This window comes from Arthrobacter sp. GW822-FHT05G07 (assembly GCF_058799755.1).
The window spans coordinates 145082-171694 of sequence record NZ_JBXALT010000002.1 but is presented as its reverse complement, the minus strand read 5'-3'; the positions used below and the strand labels follow the sequence as shown (position 1 = coordinate 171694).

The 26613-nt window shown below is 62.2% G+C and carries 23 protein-coding genes; 19 read left to right on the top strand and 4 right to left on the bottom strand.

What is annotated here, in order from left to right; genetic code table 11:
* Nucleotides 1-114: 114 nt before the first annotated feature.
* The gene (locus AC1RJY_RS03635; protein ID WP_187329937.1) at nucleotides 115-891 is read right to left on the bottom strand and encodes a type 1 glutamine amidotransferase domain-containing protein; all 777 of its coding nucleotides are present in this window, start codon (nucleotides 889-891) and stop codon (nucleotides 115-117) included.
* Nucleotides 892-1071: 180 nt separating this feature from the next.
* On the opposite strand from AC1RJY_RS03635, the gene AC1RJY_RS03630 reads away from it, so the two are divergent.
* The 10 genes from AC1RJY_RS03630 to AC1RJY_RS03585 all read left to right on the top strand — a co-directional run bounded on the left by AC1RJY_RS03630 (nucleotide 1072) and on the right by AC1RJY_RS03585 (nucleotide 12443).
* A complete protein-coding gene (locus AC1RJY_RS03630; RefSeq protein WP_286140368.1) occupies nucleotides 1072-1200 on the top strand; it encodes a hypothetical protein in 129 nt (42 codons plus the stop codon).
* 199 nt (nucleotides 1201-1399) lie between these two features.
* The gene (locus tag AC1RJY_RS03625; protein ID WP_498601393.1) at nucleotides 1400-2467 is read left to right on the top strand and encodes a LacI family DNA-binding transcriptional regulator; all 1068 of its coding nucleotides are present in this window, start codon (nucleotides 1400-1402) and stop codon (nucleotides 2465-2467) included.
* Between the two features lie 77 nt (nucleotides 2468-2544).
* Nucleotides 2545-4218 carry an ABC transporter substrate-binding protein gene (locus AC1RJY_RS03620; protein ID WP_210063908.1) on the top strand — a complete coding sequence of 558 codons (1674 nt, stop codon included), beginning with the start codon at nucleotides 2545-2547 and terminating at the stop codon, nucleotides 4216-4218.
* A 125-nt stretch (nucleotides 4219-4343) separates the two neighbouring features.
* Nucleotides 4344-5321: an ABC transporter permease gene (locus AC1RJY_RS03615; protein WP_011774643.1), complete on the top strand. Its 978-nt coding sequence runs from the start codon at nucleotides 4344-4346 to the stop codon at nucleotides 5319-5321.
* A 10-nt stretch (nucleotides 5322-5331) separates the two neighbouring features.
* The gene (locus tag AC1RJY_RS03610; protein ID WP_498601391.1) at nucleotides 5332-6270 is read left to right on the top strand and encodes an ABC transporter permease; all 939 of its coding nucleotides are present in this window, start codon (nucleotides 5332-5334) and stop codon (nucleotides 6268-6270) included.
* A complete protein-coding gene (locus AC1RJY_RS03605) occupies nucleotides 6267-7229 on the top strand; it encodes an ABC transporter ATP-binding protein (protein WP_011774645.1) in 963 nt (320 codons plus the stop codon). Before AC1RJY_RS03610 ends, AC1RJY_RS03605 begins: the two co-directional genes overlap by 4 nt.
* Nucleotides 7226-8320: an ATP-binding cassette domain-containing protein gene (locus AC1RJY_RS03600; protein ID WP_498601390.1), complete on the top strand. Its 1095-nt coding sequence runs from the start codon at nucleotides 7226-7228 to the stop codon at nucleotides 8318-8320. The genes AC1RJY_RS03605 and AC1RJY_RS03600 overlap by 4 nt, the downstream gene beginning before the upstream one ends.
* Entirely contained in the window at nucleotides 8317-9867 is a 1551-nt protein-coding gene (locus AC1RJY_RS03595; protein WP_498601388.1) for a glycoside hydrolase family 32 protein, read from the top strand. The genes AC1RJY_RS03600 and AC1RJY_RS03595 overlap by 4 nt, the downstream gene beginning before the upstream one ends.
* A gap of 179 nt (nucleotides 9868-10046) precedes the next feature.
* On the top strand, nucleotides 10047-11471 hold the full coding sequence (locus AC1RJY_RS03590; RefSeq protein WP_498601386.1) for a glycoside hydrolase family 32 protein: 1425 nt from the start codon (nucleotides 10047-10049) through the stop codon (nucleotides 11469-11471).
* 27 nt (nucleotides 11472-11498) lie between these two features.
* Nucleotides 11499-12443 (top strand): carbohydrate kinase family protein, encoded by a 945-nt coding sequence (locus tag AC1RJY_RS03585; protein ID WP_011774649.1) that lies wholly within the window; start codon nucleotides 11499-11501, stop codon nucleotides 12441-12443.
* A 4-nt stretch (nucleotides 12444-12447) separates the two neighbouring features.
* On the opposite strand, the gene AC1RJY_RS03580 is transcribed toward AC1RJY_RS03585, so the two are convergent.
* Nucleotides 12448-13089, bottom strand: coding sequence for a metal ABC transporter ATP-binding protein (locus tag AC1RJY_RS03580; RefSeq protein ID WP_238324588.1), 642 nt, complete (start codon nucleotides 13087-13089; stop codon nucleotides 12448-12450).
* A gap of 24 nt (nucleotides 13090-13113) precedes the next feature.
* On the opposite strand from AC1RJY_RS03580, the gene aztB reads away from it, so the two are divergent.
* The 4 genes from aztB to aztD are packed head-to-tail and all read left to right on the top strand — an operon-like array spanning nucleotide 13114 to nucleotide 17547.
* The gene (gene aztB, locus AC1RJY_RS03575; RefSeq protein ID WP_498601384.1) at nucleotides 13114-14073 is read left to right on the top strand and encodes a zinc ABC transporter permease AztB; all 960 of its coding nucleotides are present in this window, start codon (nucleotides 13114-13116) and stop codon (nucleotides 14071-14073) included.
* 2 nt (nucleotides 14074-14075) lie between these two features.
* On the top strand, nucleotides 14076-15344 hold the full coding sequence (locus tag AC1RJY_RS03570; protein ID WP_498601383.1) for an ABC transporter: 1269 nt from the start codon (nucleotides 14076-14078) through the stop codon (nucleotides 15342-15344).
* The gene (aztC, locus tag AC1RJY_RS03565; RefSeq protein WP_498601381.1) at nucleotides 15341-16252 is read left to right on the top strand and encodes a zinc ABC transporter substrate-binding protein AztC; all 912 of its coding nucleotides are present in this window, start codon (nucleotides 15341-15343) and stop codon (nucleotides 16250-16252) included. Before AC1RJY_RS03570 ends, aztC begins: the two co-directional genes overlap by 4 nt.
* Before the next feature lie 50 nt (nucleotides 16253-16302).
* Complete coding sequence (gene aztD, locus AC1RJY_RS03560) at nucleotides 16303-17547, top strand: zinc metallochaperone AztD (protein WP_498601379.1); 1245 nt, start codon at nucleotides 16303-16305, stop codon at nucleotides 17545-17547.
* Nucleotides 17548-17716: 169 nt separating this feature from the next.
* Here aztD and AC1RJY_RS03555 read toward each other — a convergent pair whose 3' ends face one another.
* Nucleotides 17717-19165, bottom strand: coding sequence for an SLC13 family permease (locus AC1RJY_RS03555; RefSeq protein ID WP_011774655.1), 1449 nt, complete (start codon nucleotides 19163-19165; stop codon nucleotides 17717-17719).
* A gap of 12 nt (nucleotides 19166-19177) precedes the next feature.
* Complete coding sequence (locus AC1RJY_RS03550) at nucleotides 19178-20290, bottom strand: PrpF domain-containing protein (protein WP_498601378.1); 1113 nt, start codon at nucleotides 20288-20290, stop codon at nucleotides 19178-19180.
* Between the two features lie 218 nt (nucleotides 20291-20508).
* Between AC1RJY_RS03550 and AC1RJY_RS03545 the strand changes: the two genes are divergently transcribed.
* The 5 genes from AC1RJY_RS03545 to AC1RJY_RS03525 all read left to right on the top strand — a co-directional run bounded on the left by AC1RJY_RS03545 (nucleotide 20509) and on the right by AC1RJY_RS03525 (nucleotide 26577).
* Nucleotides 20509-21468, top strand: coding sequence for a LysR family transcriptional regulator (locus AC1RJY_RS03545; RefSeq protein ID WP_498601376.1), 960 nt, complete (start codon nucleotides 20509-20511; stop codon nucleotides 21466-21468).
* A 142-nt stretch (nucleotides 21469-21610) separates the two neighbouring features.
* Nucleotides 21611-23200 (top strand): ABC transporter substrate-binding protein, encoded by a 1590-nt coding sequence (locus AC1RJY_RS03540; protein WP_498601375.1) that lies wholly within the window; start codon nucleotides 21611-21613, stop codon nucleotides 23198-23200.
* A 30-nt stretch (nucleotides 23201-23230) separates the two neighbouring features.
* A complete protein-coding gene (locus AC1RJY_RS03535) occupies nucleotides 23231-24172 on the top strand; it encodes an ABC transporter permease (protein ID WP_011774659.1) in 942 nt (313 codons plus the stop codon).
* Nucleotides 24156-25001 carry an ABC transporter permease gene (locus tag AC1RJY_RS03530; RefSeq protein ID WP_210063882.1) on the top strand — a complete coding sequence of 282 codons (846 nt, stop codon included), beginning with the start codon at nucleotides 24156-24158 and terminating at the stop codon, nucleotides 24999-25001. Before AC1RJY_RS03535 ends, AC1RJY_RS03530 begins: the two co-directional genes overlap by 17 nt.
* The gene (locus AC1RJY_RS03525; protein ID WP_498601373.1) at nucleotides 24994-26577 is read left to right on the top strand and encodes an ATP-binding cassette domain-containing protein; all 1584 of its coding nucleotides are present in this window, start codon (nucleotides 24994-24996) and stop codon (nucleotides 26575-26577) included. The genes AC1RJY_RS03530 and AC1RJY_RS03525 overlap by 8 nt, the downstream gene beginning before the upstream one ends.
* Nucleotides 26578-26613: the final 36 nt, after the last annotated feature.

The window sequence follows — 26613 nt, the reverse complement described above, 5'->3', positions numbered from 1 at the left end:
GCGTAATTGGCATGTTCGGAGTATACGATGACCGACAAAACCGTAGATGTACGTGACGCGCGGAAAAGGAACGGCCCCTACGAGTGGGGGCCGTTCCTTACCGGTGCCGGAAGCCTAGTGCTCGGCTTCTGCGGCGTGCTTCTTGGCGGTCTTTTCGGCGTCCTTCTCAGCGCGCAGCGCCTCCGCCTCGTGCTGTTCCTCGGCCTTTTCCTGGTGAATGACTTGGGCGAAGAGCTTTTCCATTTCCTTCGCTACGCCTGCAGCCGAGGCAGGATTTTGGCCGGTGACCAGTCGGTCGTCCACCGCCACTTTCTCTTCAAAGACGCCTGCAGTGACGTGACGCGCTCCCTGCTCCTCCAAGCGGTCTGCAAGGAAGAACGGGATGACCTTGTCCTTGCCGGCGGCCACTTCCTCCTCGTTGGTGAATGCGGCGACGTCCCGACCCTGCACCAGACGGAACCCGTTCTCCAATTCCACGTTCAGCAGTCCAGCCGGACCGTGGCAGACTGCGCCCACCAAGCCGCCGGCGTCGTAGACGCTGGCTACCAGGCGCTGTAATCCTTCGCTGTCAGGGAAGTCCCACATGGTGCCGTGCCCTCCAACGAGGTAGACGGCATCGTATTGCCCGGGATCTATGACGTCGACCCGAGCGGTGTTGTAGAGCCCGGCGCGCGTGGTCTCATCCGTCGTGAAGGCGACCTGGATGGGATCGTCGGTATCTACTTCGTCGCTGGGAGGCTGGCCGCCCTTGATGGAGGCAAAATCGACGAAATGACCTGAATCTTTGAAAACTTTCCAGGGATGTGCAGCTTCGGCCACGTTGTAGCCGGTCTTCTCGCCCGTATCGCCGAGCTCGGACACGCTGGTCAGTACCATGAGGATTTTCTTCATGAAATGCTCCTTTCGTCCAACGTCCACACTACGCCCCACCCGTTTCAGGCCCTCAGGCAGGCTGGAGGACCGAAGCCCCTCGCTTCCGCGAACCACGCGAGCTGATTGAACCCACTGACCGGAATTGCTGAATGGCTCAGCTTTGCCAAGTTCGTCAGCATGCGCACCTATGCTTGGCTCATGTCTACTGATGAAGAGAAGGACCCGCCTGTACCTGCTGACGTTGAAGGCAAGATCCCGAAAAAGGTTCACGACGCCCCGGACCGAGAATCAAAGGAAGCCTCTGCCGACGAACCCCGCGAAACGTAGCCGGCAGGGCCCGTTCCGTCTCTTCCGGGCCTTCTTCACGTGCCGTTCCCAGCTTGTTGACACATGCTAAGTAACGCGGGTAACCTAGGTCACATGCCCAGCAGGTAACGCGCGTTACCAACAGCGTTCCCTGCCGAGCTGCCGGACAAAGAGGGTCTGGCACCACACTCTGATCAATCAAGAGCACCCGGAGCATTCAATGGCGAAAACCACCCCCGGCGAGACCGTACCCGTACGGCAGCGGGGAGTCACCATGAAGGACGTCGCCAAACATGCCGGCGTTTCCCGGACTGCAGTCTCGTTTGTGCTGAGCAATCGCGAAAATGCCAGCATTTCCGAGGAAACCCGCACTCGGATCAATGAGGCCGTGCAGGAATTGGGTTACCGCCCCAATGCCGGTGCACGTGCGCTGGCATCCCAGCGAAGCGATTGGTACGGGATCGTGACAGAGATCGTCACTGCACCGTTCGCCGTCGACATCATCAAAGGTGCCCAGGACCAAGCCTGGCTTGACCGCCGGTTCCTGCTCATCGCGCCCTCCGACCAGGCCGATGCTGTAGGACCCAACCAGGGCCTGGAAGATGCTGCAACTGAAAAGCTGCTGGAACAACGAGTGGAAGGACTTCTCTACGCAGCTACTTTTCACCGGGGCGTCCACGTCCCGGCGAGCGCCAATGAAGTACCCACCGTGTTGATCAACTGCTTCGATGCAAACGGTAAGCTTCCCTCGATCGTCCCTGACGAGCGTGGGGGAGGCAGGATCGCTGTCGAGCGGCTGCTCCAAGCCGGCCACACCCGGATTGGAGTCATCAACCTCGACCCGGTTATTCCTGCGGCAGTAGGGCGGTTGGAAGGTGCACGCGAAGCACTTGCCGTCGCCGGACTGGAGCTGGACCCCGAACTGGTGGTGTCCGGTTATGCAACGGCCGACGGCGGCTATGAAGCCGCATGCCGGATCCTGGACCGCTATCCACGACAGGACGGGCCAACGGCACTTTTCTGCCTCAATGACCGCATGGCGATGGGTGCTTATGACGCCATTAAGGAACGGGGCCTGACCATCCCCGGAGACATCGCCGTGATCGGCTTCGACAACCAGGAACTCATTGCGGCCTATTTGCGGCCAAAATTAACCACGGTTGCGTTGCCATTCGAAAAAATGGGCGCCCTGGGTGTCCAAACGCTCGCCGCTCTTACAGCAGGACAGCCGATCCTTGCCGACCAGCAATTGGTCGACTGTCCGCTGCTAGAACGCTCTTCGGTCTGACCGCGAAATCAACGTCGAAGAGCAACCCTTACCCACCCCTTCACCTTGCTGATGAAGATAGGAAAGAGATAACCATCATGACACAACCCCGATACTTCCGGGCTGCCCGGATGACGGCGGCAAGCCTTGCAGTGGGCGCGATGCTGCTCACCGGCTGCACGGCCAATGTCACCAAGACAAGCACGTCCGACGCCGGAGCGAACGCCAGCGCGTTCCTCACCATCCCGCGTGAGGACATGGGCACGTTCGTGCAGAACTTCAACCCGTTCGCCCCCACGGTAAACCCGATGGTTCAGCAGTCCATCTACGAATCCCTCCTGATCTTCAACCCGGCCAAGGGAGACACGGTGCCATGGCTCGCCACCGAATGGAAGGCAGCCGAGGATGGCAAGTCGGTCACCTTCACTCTTCGGGATGGTGTGAAATGGTCCGACGGGCAGCCGTTCGTGGCTGACGATGTTGCCTACACGTTCGAACTTCAAAAGAAGATCAAGGGCGGCTTCGAGTACCTGGACACCGTCACCGCCGAGGGCAATAAGGTCACGTTCAACTTCAACAAGCCGTGGTCACCGGCCCTTTACGACGTCGGCCACATCACCATCCTGCCCAAGCACATCTGGTCCGCTTTGCCGGACCCGGAAAAGGACGCAAACGCCAAACCGGTGGGTACTGGACCCTACACCGAGGTGGACAGCTTCCAGGCCCAGTCCTTCGTACTGACCAAGAACCCCAACTACTGGCAGCCGGACAAGCAGAAAATCGCCGGCATCAAGATGCTCGCTTTTGCAGGAAACGACGGCGCCAACCTCGCCGCCGCGAATGGCGACGTTGACTGGGCTCCGCAGTACATCCCGAACATCGAAAAGACCTTCGTTTCCAAGGATAAGGAACACCGTCAATACTGGTTCCCGGCTACGGGTGCCATGATCAACTGGCAGCTCAACACCACCAAGGCGCCGTTCAATGAGGTTGATGTCCGTAAAGCACTGAGCATGGCCGTGGACCGCGAGCAAGTCACCAAGATCGGCATGAGCGGTTACGCCAAGCCTGCGGACTGCACCGGGCTCTCCGGCAACTACGAGACCTGGAAGAACGCCGCGGTCAAGGACAACTGCACATGGACCAACCGTGACGTGCAGACCGCCAACGAGCTTTTGGACAAGGCGGGATACCCCAAGGGCGCCGACGGGAAGCGCACACTCAAGGATGGCAAGCCCTTCGAGTTCAAGATCTCCGTGGGCGCCACTTCCTCTGATTGGCTGTCCGTTGCCAACGTGATCGCGCAGAACCTGGCCGAGGTGGGCGTAACCGCCAAGGTGGAATCCCCGGACTGGGCTGCTGTTGTTGCAGGCTACGAGACAGGTGACTTCGACTCCGGCATCGTCTGGAGCGCCAACGACCCCAGCCCGTACAAGTACTTCAACACCTCCATGGGCACCGCCACGGTGAAGCCCGTGGGCACCAAGACGTTTGATAACTACCACCGCTTCGGCGACACGAAGGCGGATGCCCTGCTGGCCGACTTCGCTGCGGAGGCCGACGAGTCCAAGCAAAAGGACATCGCCAACAAGCTGCAGGAAGAATACAACGACGTCGCACCGCTGGTGCCGCTGTTCTCCGGCCCTGAATGGGGTGCCTTCAATGACACCCGCTTTACCGGTTGGCCCACCGAGGCCAACCCTTACGCCACGCTGTCGGTCCGGTCACCTACCACGGTGCTTGTTCTGACCACGTTGGAACCGCGCAAGTAGCGTAGCCGGCCGCAACCGGCGGCCAGCCCTTACACTGCACGCCCGGCGGCGCCCTCGCGTCGTCGAAGGATACTCCCGCCGGGCGTGCCCCCAAACTTTCCGCAATTCCCGAATGGAGGGAAACCGTGCGCTTCATCCTGCGCCGCCTGGGTTTCTACCTGATCGCCTTCTGGGCATCCATCACCCTGAATTTCCTGCTCCCGCGATTCATGCCCGGTGACCCCGTGTCCCGGATGTTTGCCCGCTCCCAGGACCGAATGCAGCCCGAACAAATCGAGGCCCTGCGCAAGCTGCTGGGTGTTGACGATCGGCCCATTTGGGAGCAATACATCGACTACATGCACAATATCTTCACCGGGCAAATGGGTGTTTCCATCTCCCGTTTCCCCACCCCCGTCACCGAAGTCATCTCGGCCCAAATCGGCTGGACACTCCTGCTGGGCGGAACCGCACTGGTGGTGGCCGCCGTCGTGGGTAACCTGCTGGGCATCCTCGCCGCTTGGCGCCGTGGCGGCGCGATCGACTCCGCGCTCCCGCCGCTGCTGGTGTTCATTGGTTCATTCCCCTACTTCTGGCTTGCCATGGGTGCGCTGTATCTGTTCGGTGTGGTGCTGGGTTGGTTCCCGATCCGGCATGCGTTCACCGACGGTTTGGAGCCGGCGTTCACGTGGGAGTTCATCGGCGACGTCGGTGCCCACCTCGTGCTGCCGGCGCTGACGATCGTGCTGGTTTCCATCGGAGGTTGGATGCTGGGCATGCGAAACACCATGATCGCCACGAATTCCGAGGACTACATCACCATGGCCGAAGCAAAGGGACTCCGCCCCGGCCGCATCATGCTCCGCTACGCGGCACGCAATGCCATGCTCCCGTCGGTAACGAGCTTCGGCATGGGCCTCGGATTCGTGGTGGGCGGTGCGCTGCTCACGGAGGTGGTGTTCGCCTACCCCGGCGTCGGTTACCAACTCCTCAACGCCGTCCAAGGCCTTGACTATCCGCTCATGCAGGGCCTGTTCCTGACCATCACCGCTGCTGTTCTGCTGGCCAACTTCCTGGTGGACATCCTGTACGTCCGCCTCGACCCGCGCGTGCGCAGCAACTAGAGGACCGATCATGACAACCGCACTTCTGAAGCAGCCAACTCCAACACCGGCTGTCCGCAAGCCCAACCGCAGCTTTATCCACGGCTTAATCAGCAACAAGAAAGCGCTGACAGGTATGGCCGTAATGGTCGTCTTCATTGCACTGGCCTTGCTGGCACCGGTGCTGTTTCCGGGCGATCCTTCGAGGATCACGGCGATGGCCTCCCTGGAGCCTTCAACCGAGCACTGGTTGGGTACCACCGCCAAAGGACAGGATGTGCTGGCGCTGACCGTCCACGGTTCCCGCAGCTCACTGTTCGTGGGGCTGACCGTGGGCTTGGCGTCCACCTTCATCGGCATCCTCGTGGGCCTTGCCTCCGCGTACTTTGGAAAATTCATTGACGAAGCACTGTCCTTGGTCACCAATGTTTTCCTGCTTCTGCCTGGCCTGCCATTGCTGGTCATCCTGGCCGCCTTCCTTCCACCAGGCCTGGGCACAGTGATCCTGGTTCTTGTGGTCACCGGGTGGGCCGGGTCAGCCCGCGTCCTGCGCTCACAAGCACTATCCATCCGCTCCAAAGACTTTGTGGCCGCGGCCGTAGTGTCCGGCGAACAGGCAGGCCGCATCATGTTCCGCGAGATCCTGCCCAACATGGCCTCGATCGTCATGGGCACCCTGCTGGCCTGCGTGATCTATGGCATCGGCGCCCAAGCGGGCCTGGAATTCCTTGGCCTGGGCGATGTCAGCACGGTCTCCTGGGGCAACAACCTCTTCTGGGCCGGCAACGAAGGAGCACTGCTCACCGGCAGTTGGTGGGTGTTCGTACCCTCAGGCGTCTGCATTGCGCTGGTCGCGTTCGCCCTTGCCCTGATCAACTACGCCGTGGACGAGGTCACCAATCCGCGGCTGCGAAAGATCAAGACGCCCAAAACAATACCCACGAAAGCCGAAACGAGCGCCGCCAAATGACCATCTCCCAAGTTTCCTTCGGCTCCCGCCAACCCGTCCTGGACGTCAAGGACCTCACCGTCAAGTACATCGGCGACACCCGCTCAACCACCGCCGTCGATCGTGTTTCCTTCAGCATCGGCACCGGTGAGGTGTTCGGCCTCGCGGGGGAGTCCGGCTGTGGCAAGTCCACCATCGCCAACTCGATCATGAGGCTCCTGAAGGATCCCGCCAAGATCGCCGGTGGCAGCATTTCCTTCGGCGGCAAGGACGTCCTCGCCATGAGCCCGGAAGAACTGCGCCGCTTCCGCTGGCAGGACGTGGCCATGGTGTTCCAATCGGCCATGAACTCCCTCAATCCGGTGCTGACCATTGGCGAACAGATCGTGGACATCTTCACCACGCACGCCGGCTACTCCCGCAAGGAATCACTCCGGCGTGCTGGTGAGCTGCTGGAACTTGTGAGGATCGATCCTGCCCGGCTTAAGTCCCATCCGCACCAGCTCTCGGGAGGCATGCGTCAACGTGCCGTCATTGCCATGGCCGTGGCGCTCAAGCCGTCACTCTTGATCCTGGACGAACCCACCACCGCACTGGACGTGGTGGTGCAGCAGGAAATCATGGCGCAAATCAAGGACCTCCAGCGCGAACTCGGCTTCGCCGTCCTCTTCATCACGCACGACATGTCCCTCATGGTGGAGCTTTCACACCGCATGGCCGTGATGTACGGCGGCCGCATCGTGGAGACCGCCAAGGCCCAGGATGTGTACGCCAACCCCCGCCACCCCTACACTCAGGCGCTCATGGGCGCGTTTCCACCGCTCACCGGTCCCCGCGTTCCGCTGACAGGCCTGCCCGACGGCGTGAAGTTCCGGAACATCCCGGACCTCACCGAGGTGGTGCCGGGCCATTTTGTGGCTCCGTTTGGTGCCGACGCTTCGGTGATTGATTCAGCAAACCTGGAAGGAGCTGTACGATGAGCCACTCCCTGATGACCCCCTCGGCTGTGTCCAAAACCGGTACACCTGCCCTGGAGATTCGCGGCCTGGGTAAGTCGTTCCCTGTCGGCGGGCTGTTCTCCCGCGATTCGGTCCGTGCACTGCACGGCGTCGACCTGACCATTGGCCGGGGCGAAATCGTAGCCCTCGTGGGAGAGTCCGGTTCCGGCAAAAGCACCTTGGCCCGCTGCGTCGCCAGGCTCGAGAAGCCGAGCTCCGGTGTGATCCTCATTGACGGCGTCCACGTCCTCAAACGCGACCGCTTCCAAGCGTCACGGGCGTTTCGATCCCAGCTGCAGATGGTGTTCCAGGATCCCTTCGGCTCCCTGAACCCGGCCCACAGGATCGAGCATTTCCTGCGGCGTTCCTTGGCCATCCACGGCAAGGGCGGCGGTTCCGAGGAGCAGTCCCAGCGGAGGCTCGAAGAACTCATGACCACCGTTGGCCTGGACGCCGACATGTTGAACTCTTATCCGCACGAGCTCTCCGGCGGTCAACGCCAACGCGTTGCGATCGCCCGGGCCCTGGCCGTTGAACCGCAGGTCATCCTGGCCGACGAGCCTACCTCCATGCTGGACGTTTCCGTCCGGATCGGCGTACTGAACCTCATGCGCAAGCTCCGCGACGAGCAAGGCATCTCCATGCTGTACATCACGCACGACCTCGCGTCCGCCCGATACCTGGCGGACCGGACGGCGGTCATGTTCGCCGGTGAGGTGGTGGAGGAAGGCGAATCCCTGGACTTGTTGGCCAACCCCGCTCACCCCTACACGCAACTCCTGGTCTCGGCCGTCCCGGATCCGGCCAGGGCAGGCTCCTACGATCCCGTCCGCAGGGCCGAATTGCGGACGGCGGTCATGGCCTCGACGCACTGCGCATTCGACGGCGATCCGAACCAGGCCTGTTCGGCCGAAGAATCCGTCCGCCATCAGGTGGGGGACCCTGCAAACCGTCACTGGGTGCGATGCCACCTGTATCGGCCGTGGGCTGCTGCGGGTGGCCATGCCCTGGCGAGTGAACCACTCCAACCCAGCCACCCGGCGTCGACCGCTCAAGAAGAGGCTTCCGCATGACTGAACTGACCCACCCGCTTGCCACCGTTCCGCAGGACGAGTTGGTGGCCCGCGCCGAAGCCGACCCCCTCCGCCCGCGATTCCACTTCGTATCACCGGCCGGTTGGCTCAACGATCCCAACGGCGTGAGTCATTGGAACGGAACCTACCACCTGTTCTACCAGTACAACCCGGAGGGTGCTTTCCACCACCGCATCCAGTGGGGCCACGCCACCAGCACGGATCTCGTCACCTGGACAGACCAGCCCGTTGCCTTGGAACCGTCCGCGGGACCTGACGCCGACGGCTGCTGGTCGGGGGTGTTGGTGAACGACGGCGGTACGCCCACCTTGGTGTATTCGGGCCGGTTTGAGGGCAGGGAACTGCCCTGTGTCGCAGTAGGTTCCGATGACTTGCTGAGTTGGACCAAGGACCCCGGAAATCCGGTGATTGCCGCACCTCCGGTTGGAGTCGAGACCACCGCTTACCGCGACCATTGTGTATGGCGCGAAGGAACCGTGTGGCGGCAGTTGGTGGGGTCAGGGATCCGCCACCGCGGTGGCACGGCTTTCTTGTACGAGTCTGCTGATCTTCGCTCCTGGAACTACATTGGACCATTGTTCATCGGTGATGCTTCGCAGGGGGATCCCGCGGACACCGACTGGACCGGAACCATGTGGGAATGCGTTGACCTGTTTCGGGCAGGACATGGATCGCTGGGGTCTGCACCCGGTGACGACTCGCCGGACGTGCTGGTCTTCTCCGCATGGGACGACGGCGAAACCCGCCACCCGTTGTACTGGACCGGCCGCTACTCCGAAGATGCATTCGAGCCCGAGGGGCTCCACCGGTTGGACTATGGAGGCCGCTTTTTCTACGCACCGCAGTCATTCCTGGACGAGTCCGGGCGGCGTGTGATGTTCGGCTGGATGCAAGAAGGCCGAAGTGATGCGGCGATGGTGGAAGCCGGCTGGTCCGGCGTCATGAGCCTGCCGCGTGTCACAACATTGGCGAAAGACGGAACCCTGGAGTTCGCACCTGTTCCCGAAATAGAAAAGCTGCGCAGAAATCACGTTAGCGTTCCAGCCCAGGTACTCGTAGGCGCCGGAACGCCCATGGATACCGGCGTGTCAGGCAAGCAGCTTGACCTGGAACTGGACGTGCAGCTCGCTCCCGGTGCCGAGCTCCGACTCGGAGTGCTTAGCTCCCAGGATGGGGCTGAGGAGACAGCGATCGTGCTGAGCCGGACCGCCGACGTAACCCTCGCTGGCATCCTCCGCCTGGACCGCACCCGCAGCAGCCTTGACCCTGGCGTCGATGTGGAGGACAAGTCCGGCACCCTACCGATGACCGACGGTCGCGTTCGACTGCGCGTCCTGGTGGACCGGTCCGCCGTCGAAATTTTCGCCAACGGTAAGCCGCTCACAGCCCGCGTCTATCCGACCCTGGGCGGTGAGCGCATGACCCTGGCCGCCACTGAAGGCTCCGTGCGGCTCCTCTCATTCGATGCATGGACCATGGCCGGGGTCTTTGAAGAGACCCGTAGCCTCTTGCCGGAACGAAAGTGAATCCCATGGAACAATCACCATCGGTCTCCCGCCGTGGACTACTTACTGGAGCCGGCGCGGTTGCGCTGGGTGGATCGATTGCGCTGGGCGGATCGATTGCTATGGGCGGGTCGCTAGCCCAGTCCAGCCCCGCTGCGGCTGCCACGACACCAGGCTCACCATCGAAAGGAACATCCAGGATGCGCCCGGTTTATCACTTCAGCGTGCCCGACAACTGGAAGAACGATCCCCAGCGACCCATCTACCTGGATGGGGAGTACCACTACTACTACTTGTACAACGCTGACTACATCGGTGGCGGTGGCGGCACGTCCTGGCGTCGCGCCACCACCACGGATCATGTCGCCTTCCGGGATCGCGGAGTGGCGATACCGAAGTTCACCAACACTAACGGCGACTGCTGGTCCGGATGTCTGGTGGTGGATGAGCAAAATACCGCAGGGTACGGAGCGGGTGCGGTCATAGCCCTAGTTACCCAAGCGCCGGAAGGTCGCCAAGCCCAGTACCTTTGGTACTCAACGGACCGGGGACGCTCTTTCAAGCCGGGAGGCGCGGCTCCTGTGCTACCCAACCCGGGTGTGCACGATTTCCGCGACCCCAAGGTGATCTGGGACGTGGACCGTGGGCGGTGGTTCATGGCCAATGCCGAGGGGCAGAAGCTCGGTTTCTACAGTTCTCCCGACCTGCGGTCCTGGACGCGCGTTGGCGAATTTCTTCGCAACGACTTAGGGCTGCTCGAGTGCCCCGATACTTTTCGAATGACCGCCGACGACGGCACCTCACACTGGATCCTTGGTACCAGCGCGAACGGCAAGGGCCGCGGACTGCCCGCGACGTACGCCTATTGGACAGGCGTTTTTGACGGCAGTTCCTTCACGCCTCACCGTCCCGAGCCGGAATGGCTCGACTATGGCTTCGACTTCTACGGTGCTGTGACCTACCCGCATCACGATGCATCGGGTGCCGAGGACCCCACACTGCGCCGGGCCATCGGCTGGGCGAACTTTTGGGACTACCCCCACAACACTCCCACCCTCGCAACAGAGGCTTACAACGGCGATGACATGATCGTCCGCGATGTCCGGCTCATGAACGGAAACGGTGCTTACTACCTCGCTTCGGCCCCCACCTCTGCTTTGGATAATCACGTGAAGCGCGGGCATCGCCTGGGTGATGTGGCGGTTTCTGGGACCAAGGATCTGACCGTCCGGTCGCTGGCCTACGATCTGTCCTGCGAGCTGGTGTGGAATCCGGCCGCTCCGCCCGCCAATGTCGGTTTTGAGTTATGCCGCGCCCCGGGTGGCGGCAGGCATGTAGCTGCGGGCGTCTTCCTGCGTGGCCCGTTCACCTATGTCAACCGCCGCCCCACGATCAACCCCACTGCCGGCGAAACCCAAACCCCTGTTGACCCCGCCGCCGGGCGCCTCGCTATACGCATCCTCGTGGATCGCACAAGCGTCGAGATGTTCGTAGGAGATGGGCGCGTGGTGCACTCGCACCGGGTTTTCCCCCTGGAAGGCGACACCGGTATCCGCCTCTACGCCCATGAAGGAGCCGCTACCTTCCGGGACCTGACCATCCGTGAACTCAAGATCACGCCATAGCCCGCACCCCAACACGAGAGACAGCTCATGGATTACCTCAGAACAGCCTCACCCCAAACTCATCCGGCACTGGATGTCATGGTGGTGGGTGAGGCGCTTATGGACGTTGTTACCGCCGGAAACCGGAAGGTGGAGCACCCTGGAGGTTCACCGGCGAACGTCGCTTACGGACTCGCGCGTCTCGGCGTAGGCACAGGCCTCCTCACGGCCATAGCCTCGGACGACCGGGGGAGGCGCATCGAAGAGCACCTCCGAAGTGCAGGTGTGATACTTCTGCCGGGATCCAGATCCCTCACCAGCACGGCATCGGCAACAGCAACCATTGCGCCCGATGGATCAGCCCACTACGACTTCGACATCTCCTGGGATCTGGCCCATCAAACCCCTGCATTCTTCCCGAAGATACTGCATACGGGTTCTATTGCCACTTTCCTTCATCCGGGCGCCAGCGTGGTGAAATCCCTGCTGGAACAAGCGCACAGGCATTGCGTGATCACGTACGACCCGAATATTCGGCCCGCACTTCTCGGAAGCCACGTGGAAGCGAAGGCGATCTTTGAGGAGCTGGTGACTTTCACCGACGTCGTCAAACTCAGCGATGAGGATGCTCAGTGGCTGTATCCAGGTCGGAGCATGGACGAAGCGGCCGCTCACATTCTGGGGCTGGGTACCAGCCTGGCGGTCATTACCAAGGGCGCGGAAGGCGCCCACTTCGCCACCCCGGGCTTCAGCGTCAGCATCCCTGCCGCGAAAACCCGCGTTGCAGACACCATCGGTGCCGGAGACTCGTTCATGTCAGCGCTGATTCTGGGATTGCTCAACCGCGGAACGGAAGGGTTCGCCCCAGCCGTTCTGGACCAGCTCGGGCATGCCGCGGCCGCGGCTGCGGCAATCACTGTTCAGCGCCCGGGAGCGAACCCTCCCACCCTTGAGGAATTGAACGCCGTTCTCGAAAGTCAGCGGGTCGGATGATTGATTAGCTCACCCGTCGGCCGCAGACCAGTCTGACTACGCAGTCCGCGGCGTCGATCGATTCTTCGTCGTGGCTGACGCAGGCCACTGCTGCACCGCGTACTGCTTCTGCTGCGAGCATGGCGCGTGTTCGCTGCCGGCTCTCCAGATCCAAGCCAGCCGCGGGTTCATCCAGCAGGAAAATGCGGGCACGGCGCGCTATGCCCTGGGCAAGCAGCACGCGCTGCCGTTGGCCTCCGGACAGGGCATTGAACGGTGATGACGCATATTTTGTGAGCTGAACGCGGGCCAAAGCCTCCGCTACCCGGGCTTTTCGCTCCGCTGCTCTTGGTGTGGAACCCCGGCCGGACCTATCTCCCCACGTGCCCATCGTCACTACGTCACGGACGGTGAGGGGGAGAGAGGCCGGGGTGGTGACCCGCTGGACTACCAGGGCCACGTCGTCGTCGCGGTCCACTGTGCCGTGGGCAGGTGTCCGAACCCCCGCAAGGATCTCGATGAGGGTCGATTTTCCTGCTCCGTTGGGGCCGGCGATAGCCGTGACTTTGCCCCGTTCGAGGTCCAGGTCAACGCCGTGCAGGGCGGTAACGTCGCCGAAGCTGAAGTGAAGGTTGCGTGCGCTGAGGGCGGGGCCGGAAGTGATCACACCCAATTCTAAGCGCTTTTGATAATGAATCTCAATATGCTTTACAGTGACTGGGTGCACTGGCTAATTGAACCCTTTACCGCAGACTTCTTCCTTCGGGCCCTCATCGGAGGAGGCCTCGTTGCGATCATCTGTGGTGTCGTTGGGACCTGGGTGGTTATACGGGGCATGGCCTTCCTTGGCGAGGCCATCGGCCACGGGATGCTGCCGGGCGTAGCACTGGCGACAGTCGTCGGCGCACCAGCCATAGCGGGCGGGGCGGTGAGCGCCGTCGTCATGAGCGCGACGATCAGCTTGCTTCAACGTCGCGGCCGGCTGTCGTACGACACCAGCATCGGTCTGCTCTTCGTCTCCATGCTGTCGCTCGGAGTCATCATCGTGTCCCACTCACGCTCTTTTGCCACGGACGCAACCGCCATGCTGTTCGGTGACATCCTCGCCATGGACGCCGGAGACCTGCTTGGGCTGCTCCTGGCGGCCTTTGCCACAGTCTTCATTGCGGTCATCCTCCACCGCAGCTTCGTGGCCACAGCTTTCGATACACGCATCGCCCAGACCTTGGGCCTCCGACCACAGCTCGCCCAGCTGGCAATGGTGGGACTGGTGACCCTCGCTGTTGTCTCTTCCTATCAAGCCGTCGGTTCGTTGCTGGTGGTGGGACTCTTGCTCGCGCCGGCTGTTGCTGCCGGCCCTTGGACACGCAGCATTCCGGCCCGAATGGCGGTAGCAGCCGCCTTCGGCATAGTGGCGGTGGTACTGGGCCTGCTGTGTTCCTGGTACGCCGGCACAGCGGCGGGCGCCTCCATCGCCATGGCCGCTATTACCCTGGCCGCCTTATCCAGCTTGGTAGCGTCCAGCGTGGTGGCGTCCAGCGTGGGTGCATCAGGTGCGGGGCGGCGCCTAAACGCCTGGCGCAGCAGGCGGGCAGCCAAAATGCCCGAACCGCAACCTGCCCCTGTCTCTGTATCCCTCATTGGAAAGTAGCTATGAACCTCCGCGCAAACCCGGTGAATCTCCGAACGAAACCCGCAGCCCTCGCCGCCCTGGCCCTTCTCTTTCTTTCGGGGTGTGGCAGTCCGTCCACCACGCAGGCGCCACAACCTGGCGCGGGCGAACTTTCCTCGAGTGGTGATGGGCACGGGACGATCAACGGCGTGGCTGAGGTTGCTGAACCGCAGCTTCACCTTGTGGCTATCGACTCCGAAGGCGAGGCCTCCATGCTGGATCTCCTCAATGGAACGCCGTCCCGGCTGGGAAGCGTTGGGTCTCCGGCTTCGGTCAGCACCGACGGGCGGTACATCTTTGCTGCCAGCAGCACCGGCGTGGACATTCTGGACAGTGGTGTGTGGACGTGGGATCACGTGGACCACTTCCACTACTACCGGGGTGAAGCCGGGAAGCTCGGCAAGGTAGACGGTGAAGGTACTGCCGCCATCGCCACGGGGATGCTCTCTACGGCGGGCACAACCGGGCTGTTCTTCCCAACCTCCGGGGAAGCAGTCCTAGTAGATAACACGGCGCTCTCCGACGGGACTATTTCCGAGACCCTTCGCATCAAGACCGAGCCACACGCAGGCTTGATCGCCCCCTTGGGCGAAGGGGCAGTGGTCACCGACCCGGACAGCGCAGGGAACGCTGCCCGGCTGCGCGCCCTCGACGCCAACGGCAAGGAAGTGGCCAGCACTGATTGCCCTGCGGCGGAAGGAACCATCACCACCAGGGTGGGATTGGTGATTGGCTGCTCCGACGGTGCCGTGATCGCAACCATGGACAACACAACACCAGTCTTCGAACACGTTCGCTACCCGCAGGGTGCTGCTGCCCCGGCCACCAGATTTAATGCACGAAAGGGCAGGCCTACGGTTGCCGGCCTGGGCACCGATTCCGGAGTATGGCTCCTGGACACCCGCCAGCAAACGTGGGACTGGCTGCCGACGTCCACCCCCGTCGTAGCTGCCGCAACAGCGGACGACGCCGAGCACCACGCGGTGATCATCGGCGCCGACGGCACGGTGCAGGTATATGACACGTCAACAAAGGAACGCATTGCCACCACGGAGCCGCTGATGGCCGCTTCCCTTGCGGATCCAGCTCTGGCCGGAAAAATTCAGCTCGCAGTCGATGCCCAGCGGGCCTACGTGAATGCCCCCGCCGAGGGCCTGATCTACGAAATTGACTATGCCGACGACGCGAGGATTGCGCGGACGCTGGACCTGCCTACAAAGCCTGTTCATTTTGCGGAGACCGGCCGATGAGGCGCGCGGTCGTACTTGCCCTCGCCGCGGCGGCCGCACTGGCCCTCCCGGGTTGCTCGCAACCCGGGACGCCGGAGAAGCCGCAGGTAGTGGTTACCACCAACATTTTGGGTGACGTTACCAAGGAAGTACTGGGTGACCAGGCCGAGGTAACAACTCTGATGCAGCCCAACGCTGATCCGCACTCCTTCGAAATATCGGCCCAGCAGGCGGCCCTCATGGGCAGCGCAGACCTGGTGGTCTCCAACGGCCTCGGCCTGGAGGAAGGATTGCAACAACATCTGGACAGGGCCGCGAAAGCCGGTGCGCCAATGGTGGCGGCAGGTGAGGTGGTGGACGTCGTGCCTTACAGTTCCGGCGACGCCCAAGGCGCGCCCGACCCCCACTTCTGGACGGATCCGGCAGCCATAATCGACGTCGTTGACGCCGTTGAAAATGCGGCGCGCGATATTAAGGGGATCGATCCCACCCGGCTTGCTGCCAGCGCAGCGGCTTATCGGAACCAGCTCAATCAGCTGAACACGGAAATGACGAGCGCCTTCGCTGCCATCCCCAAGGAGCGAAGGGCCTTGGTCACCAACCACCATGTTTTTGGCTACCTTGCCAAACGATTCGATTTCCAGGTTGTTGGCGCGGTGGTCCCCGGGGGGACAACCTTGGCGGCACCGAGCGCCGCTGACCTGCGCCAACTCAGCGAGGCCATCCGCAGCGCCGGTGTCCCTACCATTTTCGCGGATTCATCCCAGCCCGACCGGCTGGTGCAAGTCCTCGCCAGTGAGGCCGGCGTCAACGTTCAGGTCGCGGAGCTCTTCACCGAATCGCTGACAGGACCCGACGGCGGCGCAGCCAGCTACCTGGACATGATGCGCGCCAATACAGATCGCATTGCCTCCGGGCTCAAGGCCTGATTACTTCACACAGCACTCGTAGCAACCCGCACTCAAAACAACACAACAGAATGAGGAACCACTACATGCTCCGCCAACGAAGCACCCGCCTGGGAGGCATCGCACTGATTGCCGGGATGACGCTCCTGGCCTCCGCCTGCGCCAGCACCACATCAGGCAGCACCACTCTAGAAGGTACAGCCGGGCCGCCCAGCGCGTCCTCCACGGACTCCGCAGAGGCTCACGGACGCGTTGCTATCTCCTACCCGGGAGGCATCAGCGTCCTGGACAGCAAAACACTGGAGGTGGTCAAGAAATTCGACTCCGAAGAGTTCACCAGGCTGAACGCTGCCGGCGACGGCCGCCACGTTATTGTCACCACTAAGGCAGGCTTCCAGCTTCTGGACACGGTGGAACCTAAGCTCACTGAGCTGGTGGTGGACGCAACGGCTGCCGGGCACGTAGTCCGGCACGCCGGCAAGACGGTCCTGTTCGACGACGGTACGGGAACCACCACCATCCTGAAGACCGACGCCCTCGCCAAGGCAGAGGGTGCTTTGCCTGAGGCGCAGACGTACAAGGCCGACTCCGCACACCATGGAGTGTCCATTGTGTTGGAGGACGGGAAGCTCCTTACCACCCTTGGTGACAAATCGTCACGCAGTGGTGCCATTGCGCTCGAATCCCACGGCGACCACTGGGACAAAGTGGCCGAGAGCAAAGAATGCCCCGGGATCCATGGCGAAGGAACTGCAGCTGATGAGGCAGTGATCTTTGGCTGCGAGGACGGCGCCCTGCTGTACCACCACGGAAAGTTCGAGAAGTTCACGGCACCGGATAAGTACGGCCGGATGGGCAACGCCTTCGTCTCCGAGACCAGTCCGATTGTGGTGGGCGACTACAAAACTGACCCTGACGCTGAAGGCTACCTCCTCAACTCTGTGGCGCTGATCGACACGGATCAGCACACCTTCAATGTGGTCAAGCTCCCGGAAGCCGTCCAGTACACCTTCCGGGATGTCGCCCGGGGACCCGGAGACTTGGCCTACATCCTCTCCACGAACGGCTCAATCCACGTGCTGGATCCAAAGGACGGGAAGATCGTCAACGAGTTCCCCGTGATCAAAGCCTGGGAAGGCCCGGCTGATTGGCAGGACGCCCACCCCGCCATCGTGGTCAACGGGAACATCGCGTACGTCACCGAACCGGCAGCAAACACCGTACATTCGGTGGATCTGACCACGGGGAAGATCACAGCATCGTCCAAGCTGGACGTCCTGCCCAACGAAATCGCCATCACCCTCGGAACGCACTGACCTACTACTTCTGATTTATCAACCAAGGGCAGGACCACTGATGGTGGTCCTGCCCTTGGTTGGCTGGGTCCGTTCCTGCGCCCGTCGGTCGGGCTTCCTGTTGCGAATGGAGTGCAGGTGCGGTCCGTGCCGGCCGACGGCGTGCGTCGGCAGTTTGTTGGTTTCGGGGTTACATGATGCCGGTGGGTACCAGCAGCGCCCAGGCAAGGGCGGGTGCGACGAGGACTACTCCGCCTGCGTACATCATTAGTTGCTTGTAGACGCGCTGCCTGTCGTCTTCGCGGGCGTTCGCTACTACCAGGGCACCATCGGTGGAGAAGGGCGATACGTCCACGACGGTTGCGGCGATGGCGAGAGCGGCCACCGTACCTGAGGCGCTGAGTGAGCTGGTCGCCAGCAGGGGCCCGGCCAGGGGGATGAAGGCGGTGAGCAGCGCAGTGGACGAAGCGAAGGCTGAACCGACGCCGATCACGTAGCAGAGTACCAGGGCGATGAGCAGCGGAGCGCCGAGGGCGAGGGCTTGCTCGGCAAGGGTATCGATGACGCCGACGTGCTGGAGCAGGGAGACGTAGGTGATCATGCCGGCGACGAGCAGGACCGTGGACCAGGAGACGCCGCCGATGAAGGTCCGGTGTTCCTTGATGTTGACCAGGGCCAGGAGGAGCCCGGCGGAGAGGGCAACGAAGCCGATGGGCATGTGGAAGCCCAGGGCGCAGACGAGCATGGCGACGATCAGTGCCAGGGTGAGGATCTGCTGGCCGTGCGGGCGCGTGGTGCGTGTGGTGTCGAGGTCGGCGTGTTGGCCCGTGGCACCGTCGCGGAGTTTTCCAAGGAGGGCGAACAGCACCACGGTCAGGACGGACAGGATGAGGTTCAGGGCGAAGCTGGCTCCGAAGAGCGCGCCTTGGGAGATGGGGAAGCCGTTCTTCACAGCGATGTCATGAACCAGCACACCTGCCACGGAGAGTGGGGAGAATCCGCCGGCGTGGGCTCCGTTGATGATGAAGGCGCCCATGAGGACGGGATGGATGCGTGACTCGTAGGCGAGACCGATGGCGGCGGGTGCCAGCAGTGCGACGGCGGCGGGGGAGAAGGTGCCCAGTGCAGTCAGGGACGCGGCGAGGAGGAAAAATACCCAGGGCAGAAGTAGGGTTTTGCCTCGGACGAGCCGGACGCAGGTTTGGACGATGATGTCGACGGTGCCGTTGCGTTGGGCCATGCTGAAGAAGTACGTGACGCCGATGATGGTGATGACGATGTTTGCGGGGAAGTCGGCCAGGATTTCCTTGTCGGTCATGCCGAGCATGAAGTAGCCGACGCCGAAGGAGGCGACGAGTCCCATCACGCCGATGTTCAACGGCCACTTGGTGGCGACGACGAACATCACAACGAGGATGACCAGAGGGATGATCTGGGTGGCGGTCATGGTCGGCTCCGATTCCGGGGTGGCCGCCGGGTTAAGGATGGCACCCCCGAACAGGATGGCAACCAGACCCAGGATGACGGAAGCGGCAACCGTTATCAGCAGGATACGGCGGCGGTTGTTGGGACGCTGGGAACGTTCTTCCCGGATGTTGCTCTCTGCCTCGGGAGCTGGTTGGTAAATAGTCTTAGCCATGGTGGTTTCTCCTCATCGAGTGGCTGTTGCTAGTGAGGCTTCGACGGCGTTGCCGAGAGTCTCCGGGAGATGAATGATGCTGGTGGCGATGGTGCGGGCGGTCCGGTCGACGCCGACCAGAAGGGACCCGTCGTGCTCCTCGCTCCAGGTCTCGATGACGCCGGCCGGTGTCCGCAGTTTCAGGACTGCCTGGGGTGCGTCGCCGGTGATGTCGTTCATAACCGTGCCCGGGGTGCGGGCGGCGAGCGTGAGTGCGATGCTGCCGGTGATGGCCAACGCCGGATGCGGCTTGCCCATCGACAGCATCATCACGTTAACGTCGCACTCCGGCCCGGTGGGTGGGCCGACGATTGCGAGCTTGGGAACGGCGCGCGCAGCTTCGGTTGGAGTTGCTGCCATTCCCATTCGGACCGCTGCCTGACGACGGATGACGTCCAGGGTGTCCAGGTGCAATTCCACGGTGGCCTTCCACGTCTCGTAGCGGGCAGTGTCCAGTCCAAGTTCCTCGGCCCGGACGATGACTACCGGGGCGCCGGCGTCCACCATTGATACGGTCCAGCGGGTTCCGCCGGCCATGATCGTGTCTGACGCCTCACCCGTGGGGAGCAGATGTCCGGTGGTCTTGCCGGCCGGATCTTGGAAGCCAAGACCGACTCTGTAGCCGGGAAACACAACGCCGGGCATGTGCGCGTCCGGGGTGATCGGCAGCGCGCCGGCAGGTGTGGAAACCCGCTGGATGATGATCTGGCCCGTGTTGGTGTTACGGGTGACGATGCGCGTGGAATCACTACTGGGTGCAACCCAGCCTTTCTCGATGGCGTAGAGGCCGACGACGGCGGAGCAGTTCCCGCAGTTGCTGCCCCAGTCAACGGTGGCCTCCTCGATGCCGACCTGGGCGAAGGTGAACTCGACATCGACATCATCGCCTGCCGGTCGGCTGAGGATCATTGCCTTGCTGGTAGTCGACGTAGCCCCGCCCACCCCATCGATCTGCCGGGAGTCCGGGCTGCCGAAGAGCCTGGGCAGAAGCACGTCCCAGTCTGTGCCGGCCATATCGGTGGGGCCTGTTTCGAAGACCCAGCATTTGCTGGTGCCTCCACGCATCCATTCGGCTTCGATCTTCATGGTGTTCCCTGCTTCCCGTGGCGCTTTGTAAACTTTGTGGCCTATTACGAGAATGATGCGGATCACACATGAAGACAATGTTGGATATCCGTGGGGGAATGTAGCTTTACTTCATTCATTGCTGTGAAGAGCTTCCTGTGCCTCTTCTGTGAACGACTCATCCTTGATCATCACGGAATTGGCCCTTGACACACCGGGACCTTGCATAGAATGAACTAATGAAGAACAAGGGTGAAGCATTGCTTAACGATGAAGACTCGGATTTGTTCGATATCCGGCGGCTTGCCCTGCTGGTGGAGGTGGTTGAGCATGGATCGATCACGGCGGCGGCTGACATCATGATGTATTCGCCCTCAGCCGTCTCGCAGCAGCTGCGGAAGCTGGAACAGGAAGTGGGCCAGCCCCTCCTCAACCGCAGATCCCGAGGGGTGGTTCCCACTGAGGCGGGTCAAGTGCTGGCGGGGCATGCTCGGAAAATCGTCGGACAGATGAGGGCAGCCAGGTCCGACCTGGGCCAGATCGCGGGTTTGAGGCGTGGATCGTTGACGGTCGGTACGTTCCCTACGCTGGCCGGTTCCTTCTTGCCATTGGTGATCCGCGCGTTCAAAAAGCGATACCCGGCGATCGGCCTCTCCGTGCGCAGCGCGCGCTTCGATGAGCTCGTCTCAGATCTGGAGTCCGGGGTCACTGGACTGTGCTTACTCTGGGATTATCCGTGGAACCGGTTCAACGACGAGGCCATTCGGATCACGGAGGTGTTCCAAGAGAGCACGGTGATCCTCGTGGCCAAGGGACACCCCCTGGCGGACCGTGATGAAGTGACCATGAAAGAACTCCGCAAGGAGTCATGGATAGTCCGCGCGGAGGCCCACCCTGTAGTGGAGGTACTTCAGCGATCCGCTCACGACGCCGGCTTTGAGCCGACCATCGGCTTCCTTGCCAATGACTATCAGGAGGCTCAAGCCATGGTCAGTGTTGGCATGGGCGTGGCGATGGTCCCCAAGACAGCAGTGGCTCTGCAGCATCCGGATGTCAGGATCCTCAGCCTCGGTGCTGACGCCCCACAGCGCCGGGTTCTCTTGGCCCAGCGTCAGGACAAAGTGTATGCACCCGCAGAGGTAGCCTTCCACTCAACCCTTCTGGAGATTGCGCGTGAGCGGGGCAATGACTATCTCTGAGGCGATGGCCTCGGGCAGTCTGTAGAGTCTGCCGAATGAGGTCGCTGCTAGGTGGCATTGACCACATTATTACGTGGGTCCCGGCGGGCTATTTCCCGCAGGCGAAGAGGTAAGGCTAACCTAAATAGTCCTTATTTTCACCATGCCCTCCCGTTCGGGCATGCATAGCAGGCGGTTCACTTTGCGCACTCGCGGCCGATCCACAGCAGCCCTTGGGCTGGCGTCACTCCTTGTCCTTTCCGGTTGCGGCCTTAGTGGCGGCCAGTCCGCGTCCACCGAGCAGGTGGCGGATACCAATCAGCGCATCGTCGTGGACAATTTCCGGGCACCCGTTGCCAACTGGGCCCCCGAGTCGGACGCCGCCTACATCCTGTCACTCTCCGGCTGCTTGGAAACCCTCACCAAATTCGATTCCGCCCAAGGCAAAGTTGTTCCCTTCCTGGCAACGGAATGGAAGCAGACCTCACCGCTGGAATGGGACTTCACCCTCCGTGAAGGCGTGAAATTCCAGGACGGTACCGAACTCACCGCAGAGGCCGTGGCCGGCTCGCTCAACCACGTCCTCAAGGCCAAGGTGCCTGCCAGGGCGTTCAGCCCAAGCGTTGTCAGCGGTGTCCAGGCAGTCGATGCAAAGACCGTTCGCGTGACCACGCCCGTGGAGAACCCCTTGGTGCCGTTCCGCCTTGCGAGCGTCAACACCGGCGTTCTTGCCCCGGCCGCTTATGCCGGCGCCACCGTTGATCCCTTCGGTCACTGCACCGGTCCGTTCACTCCAGTATCGGAGAAAGCGAAGCAGTCCCTGACTCTGGACCGCAATGAAAACTACTGGGGCGGCGAGGTGCAGCTCGCAGGGGCTGAGGTCCGCTTCATCACCAACGGCGCGACGCGCGCGGCACAAGTCCAAACCGGCGAGGCTGACATTTCCCTCTCCATCCCGGCCTCCGCCTTGTCCACGCTCGAAAACGCCCCCGAAGTCTCTGTGCTGAAGGCAGACTCACCGCGTACGGCCACGCTGTACTTGAATAACGGCCGGGCCCCTTTCAACAACGTCGATTTCCGCAAAGCCCTCCGCTCGGCACTGGACCTTGAAGCCCTGGCCGCCAGCGTGTACGAAGGCGCTGCGCTTCCGGCAGCCGGACCCTATGCGCCCTCCGAACCATGGGCCGCTAGCGATGCAAGCTCACCAAAACAGAACGTTGAAGAAGCGAAGAAGCTTCTTGCCGCTGCCGGATACACGCCGGACAAGCCCTTGGAAATCATCGCGATTGTTGAACGTGCAGAGTTCGCCGACGTCGCAACCGTGGTCCAGGACAACCTCAAGAACATCGGTGTGCCCGTTGTTATCCAGGCCAAGGAATACGCCTCCGCTGAACCCGACGTTCTGGCGGGGAACTACGACATGATCCTGAGCCAGCGAAACCGGCTCATCGACATTGCCGATCCCATCGGATTCCTGACGGCAGACTATACGTGCAAGGGCACGTACAACCTCAGCCACTTCTGCGACGAAGAGTACGACTCGATCATCACCGAAGCAGCCCGCACCTCCAACAGCGAGGAACGCTACAAGCTGTATGCCAAAGCCGGTCAGCTCCTGAATGACCAGGCCGTCAACCTCTGGCTCGTCAATGAACAGGCCACCGATGCCATTCGCAGCAACGTCATGTCCTACGTCCAGGATCCGCTGTCCCGTTACGTCCTGACCGCACAAACGGCCAAGTCCGGCTCCTAGCAACGAACTGAGACCACCAGACAAACCCGCATGATCACTTTCCTTGCGAAGCGGACGGCGACCCTCGTGGCCGCCGTCCTGCTGTCGTCTTTCGCTGTCTTCCTGATTCCCTATGTCACCCCGGGCGATCCTGTCCGGAAGATCATCCGCTCCCGCGTCGCCGGGGACATAGTGGACGACGCCACCGTTCGGGCTTTGGGAGAGAGCCTTGGACTCGACGATCCCCTTCCCGTCCAATATCTGCGTTGGCTGGGGGACTTCTTCACCGGGGATATGGGGTTATCCCATATCAGCAGGACACCCGTGGTTGACCAAGTGATGCCCGCTATGGGCATCACCCTCAGCCTGGTGATCGTGGCCCTGGGCGCGGCAGTGGTGGTATCGCTGCCCCTTGGGATTGTGGCGGCGCTGAAACAAGGCAGCCGGACCGACAAGTTGATCACCACAGTCACCCAGTCCTTCATCGCAATGCCTGAATACTGGCTGGCTCCGCTGCTGGTGTTGCTGTTCGCGCTCAAACTGTCCTTGCTGCCCTCTGCAGGGTGGAACACGGCGTCCTCTATCGTCCTGCCGGCGGTAACGCTGGCATTGCGACCCATCAGCTTCTTCACGTCGGCCGTGCGATCGGGAATGATCGATGCCCTCGAGGCAGAACACATTTCCGCCGCGCGAGCCAGGGGACTGAGCCACGTGCAGACAGTCATGAGGCACGTTGTTCCCAACGGCCTGGTTCCGTTGTCCACTCTGTTCGCAGTGTGGTTCGCGGGTCTGCTGGGAGGTTCGGTCATTGTGGAGGTGATCTTCGCGATCCCAGGTATGGGCAGGCTCCTGTACGACTCCGTGGTCAACAGCGACATCCCGTTGGCTCAGGGCGGCGTGGTGGTTGTCGTGGCACTGGCTGTCACCATCACCACGCTTGCCGACTTCCTGCACCGGATCCTCAGCCCGAAGGTGAGTGGCGCCCTTGCGTAACCGTTCCGCGATCGACGCGGCCGCCGTCGTGATTCTCATCCTGATAGTCGCAGCGGTGGCAGCGGCGCCCTGGCTGGCGCCGTTCCCTCCGGACGATCAGAACCTGGCTGCGCGGCTTACACCGCCCAGCCCCACACACTGGCTGGGAACGGACCACCTGGGGCGGGACACGCTGAGCCGCTTGCTCGACGGCGGCCGCTTCTCTTTGGTGGTGGCCGCACTGGCCACTGTGCTGACCGGAATCATTGGGTTGGTCATCGGCGTGCTGAGCGCCCGCCGTAAGGGCTGGCTGGATGAGCTGTTTACGCGCACCAATGACGTCCTGCTGGCGTTGCCCGAGATGGTGGTGGCCTTGTTTATCGTCGCTGCCATGGGAACGGGCTTCACATCCCTGCTGGTGGCACTGACCGTAACAGGCTGGACGCCATTTGCACGGCTTGCCCGAACGCTGGCCTATGACGTTTCGGCACGAGGTTTTGTTGAAGCGGCGCGGGTGGTGGGCTGTTCGCCGTGGTTCATTATTTTCCGCCACATCCTCCCGCATTTGGCCGCACCTATGGTGGGTCAGGCAACGCTGCGCTTCGGTCAGCTCCTGATCGCGGTCGGAGCACTGTCATACCTTGGACTCGGCGTTCAACCGCCGCAATCGGACTGGGGTTCCATGCTGGCAGCGGCGCAACCGTACGCAGAAAGAGCGCCGTGGGGGATTGTCGCCCCCGGACTCGCCGTTTTTGTGGTGGCCCTCTGCGTGACGCTGATCGGCCAACGCGCATCCCGCCGGGCCTCTGACCCTGTGGACGTCCTTGTGGAGGAGGGCCAGCATGCCTGAGCTGGTTGTTGAGGATCTGACAGTCCACGGCGAAGGCACAGGGCATCCGATCCTCGCCGGTGTCAGCTTGACGGTGAAGCCCGGCGAGTTTGTGGCGCTCGTGGGCGGCTCCGGTTCGGGGAAGACCATCACCGCACGGTCGGTCCTGCGGTTACTGCCTCAGCAGCTGAGGATTGAGTCTGGCTCCATCCGGCTCGGCTCGTTGGACATAACCCGAGCCTCGGAAACAGAGCTGAACCGCATCCGTGGCGGGCAGCTGGGGATGCTGTTCCAGCAGCCAAAAAAGATGTTCAATCCCAGCAAAACAATCGGCGCCCATCTCAGGGAACCACTTAAACTGCACTCCGGGCTACGCGGCCAGGCAGCAAAAGCCAAGGTGCTCGAATTGCTGGCCGACGTGGGCTTCGAGGATCCGCAGCGGGGTATGCGCTCATACCCGCATCAGCTTTCCGGTGGCATGGCGCAGCGGGCGATGACTGCCATGGCGTTGGCAGCCCAGCCCGGGATCCTTCTGGCCGACGAGCCGACGTCCGCCCTGGACAAGATGCTGGAGCAACAAATCCTGGAGCTGCTGGACCGGCAACGGACACAGCGCGGCCTCGGAATCCTCTACATCACACATAACCTAGCCTCGGTGGCCGCATTTGCGGACAGGGTGCTGGTGATGGATGCCGGCATGATCGTTGAATCCGGCACCACCGAAGCGGTCCTGGGCAGTCCCAAGACCGCCTACACGCGCAAGCTCCTTGAAGCGTCCAACCTGGCGCCCACCGGAATCGCGGGCGCCCCCGCCCGCCAGCGCAACGCCCTGACACTGAACACTGTGGTCAAGCATTTCGGATCCGGCAAACGCCGCGGGCGGCCCGCCTTGGACTCGATCTCGCTGGACGTACACCACGGCGAAATCCTTGGTGTCCTGGGTCAATCGGGATCGGGTAAGAGTACCCTCGCTCGTGCCATTGTTGGGTTGGAAGGCATCAGCAGCGGAAGCATCACCAGGACTCTCGACGCGGATGGTGCGGGCCCAACAGCTGTGCAGCTGGTGTTCCAGGAGCCCCACGATTCCTTCGACCCCCGCATGACCCTCCAGGCCAGCCTTGAGGCGCCGCTCAGGTCGCGGAATGATCTCACCGCAGTTGAACGGTCCCGTAAGCTCACGGCAGCGATGGAGGAAGTCGAGCTTGATCCCGACATCCTGGATCGGCGTCCGGGGCAATGCTCCGGAGGTCAGTTGCAGCGGATGACCATAGCCCGGGCGTTGCTGTTGGAACCCGAGGTCCTGATCTGTGACGAAGCGACGTCAGCTTTGGACGCGGTGACCCAGCGGACCATCCTTGAACTGTTGCAGCGCCTGCACAGGGACCGCGGGCTGACTTTGATGATCATCACCCATGACATGGACGTGGTGAGGCACATGTGCCAGCGGGTTGCGGTCCTGTACCAAGGGTGCCTTGTGGAGCTCACGGACACGGACAAGTTCTTTGCAGATCCGCAGCACCAGCACAGCCAAGATCTGGTTTCGGCGGCCATCCCGTGCCGGGGGCTGCACTTGAAAAAGATCAGGGCGGCGCTTTAGCAAGCAGCCAGGGTGGAACTCTCTCCCGCTTGGCTT

Excerpts from the sequence above, each read along its gene's own strand:
- AC1RJY_RS03550 (WP_498601378.1), bottom strand. The coding sequence starts at position 20,290 with ATGAAGATCGAAGCCGAATGGATGCGTGGAGGCACCAGCAAATGCTGG.
- aztC (WP_498601381.1), top strand. The coding sequence starts at position 15,341 with ATGAGGCGCGCGGTCGTACTTGCCCTCGCCGCGGCGGCCGCACTGGCC.
- AC1RJY_RS03635 (WP_187329937.1), bottom strand. The coding sequence starts at position 891 with ATGAAGAAAATCCTCATGGTACTGACCAGCGTGTCCGAGCTCGGCGAT.
- AC1RJY_RS03555 (WP_011774655.1), bottom strand. The coding sequence starts at position 19,165 with ATGGCTAAGACTATTTACCAACCAGCTCCCGAGGCAGAGAGCAACATC.
- AC1RJY_RS03570 (WP_498601383.1), top strand. The coding sequence starts at position 14,076 with ATGAACCTCCGCGCAAACCCGGTGAATCTCCGAACGAAACCCGCAGCC.
- AC1RJY_RS03630 (WP_286140368.1), top strand. The coding sequence starts at position 1,072 with ATGTCTACTGATGAAGAGAAGGACCCGCCTGTACCTGCTGACGTTGAA.
- AC1RJY_RS03590 (WP_498601386.1), top strand. The coding sequence starts at position 10,047 with ATGCGCCCGGTTTATCACTTCAGCGTGCCCGACAACTGGAAGAACGAT.
- AC1RJY_RS03620 (WP_210063908.1), top strand. The coding sequence starts at position 2,545 with ATGACACAACCCCGATACTTCCGGGCTGCCCGGATGACGGCGGCAAGC.
- AC1RJY_RS03600 (WP_498601390.1), top strand. The coding sequence starts at position 7,226 with ATGAGCCACTCCCTGATGACCCCCTCGGCTGTGTCCAAAACCGGTACA.
- AC1RJY_RS03610 (WP_498601391.1), top strand. The coding sequence starts at position 5,332 with ATGACAACCGCACTTCTGAAGCAGCCAACTCCAACACCGGCTGTCCGC.
- AC1RJY_RS03535 (WP_011774659.1), top strand. The coding sequence starts at position 23,231 with ATGATCACTTTCCTTGCGAAGCGGACGGCGACCCTCGTGGCCGCCGTC.
- aztB (WP_498601384.1), top strand. The coding sequence starts at position 13,114 with ATGAATCTCAATATGCTTTACAGTGACTGGGTGCACTGGCTAATTGAA.
- AC1RJY_RS03540 (WP_498601375.1), top strand. The coding sequence starts at position 21,611 with ATGCCCTCCCGTTCGGGCATGCATAGCAGGCGGTTCACTTTGCGCACT.
- AC1RJY_RS03585 (WP_011774649.1), top strand. The coding sequence starts at position 11,499 with ATGGATTACCTCAGAACAGCCTCACCCCAAACTCATCCGGCACTGGAT.
- AC1RJY_RS03595 (WP_498601388.1), top strand. The coding sequence starts at position 8,317 with ATGACTGAACTGACCCACCCGCTTGCCACCGTTCCGCAGGACGAGTTG.
- AC1RJY_RS03525 (WP_498601373.1), top strand. The coding sequence starts at position 24,994 with ATGCCTGAGCTGGTTGTTGAGGATCTGACAGTCCACGGCGAAGGCACA.
- AC1RJY_RS03605 (WP_011774645.1), top strand. The coding sequence starts at position 6,267 with ATGACCATCTCCCAAGTTTCCTTCGGCTCCCGCCAACCCGTCCTGGAC.
- AC1RJY_RS03625 (WP_498601393.1), top strand. The coding sequence starts at position 1,400 with ATGGCGAAAACCACCCCCGGCGAGACCGTACCCGTACGGCAGCGGGGA.
- AC1RJY_RS03545 (WP_498601376.1), top strand. The coding sequence starts at position 20,509 with ATGAAGAACAAGGGTGAAGCATTGCTTAACGATGAAGACTCGGATTTG.
- aztD (WP_498601379.1), top strand. The coding sequence starts at position 16,303 with ATGAGGAACCACTACATGCTCCGCCAACGAAGCACCCGCCTGGGAGGC.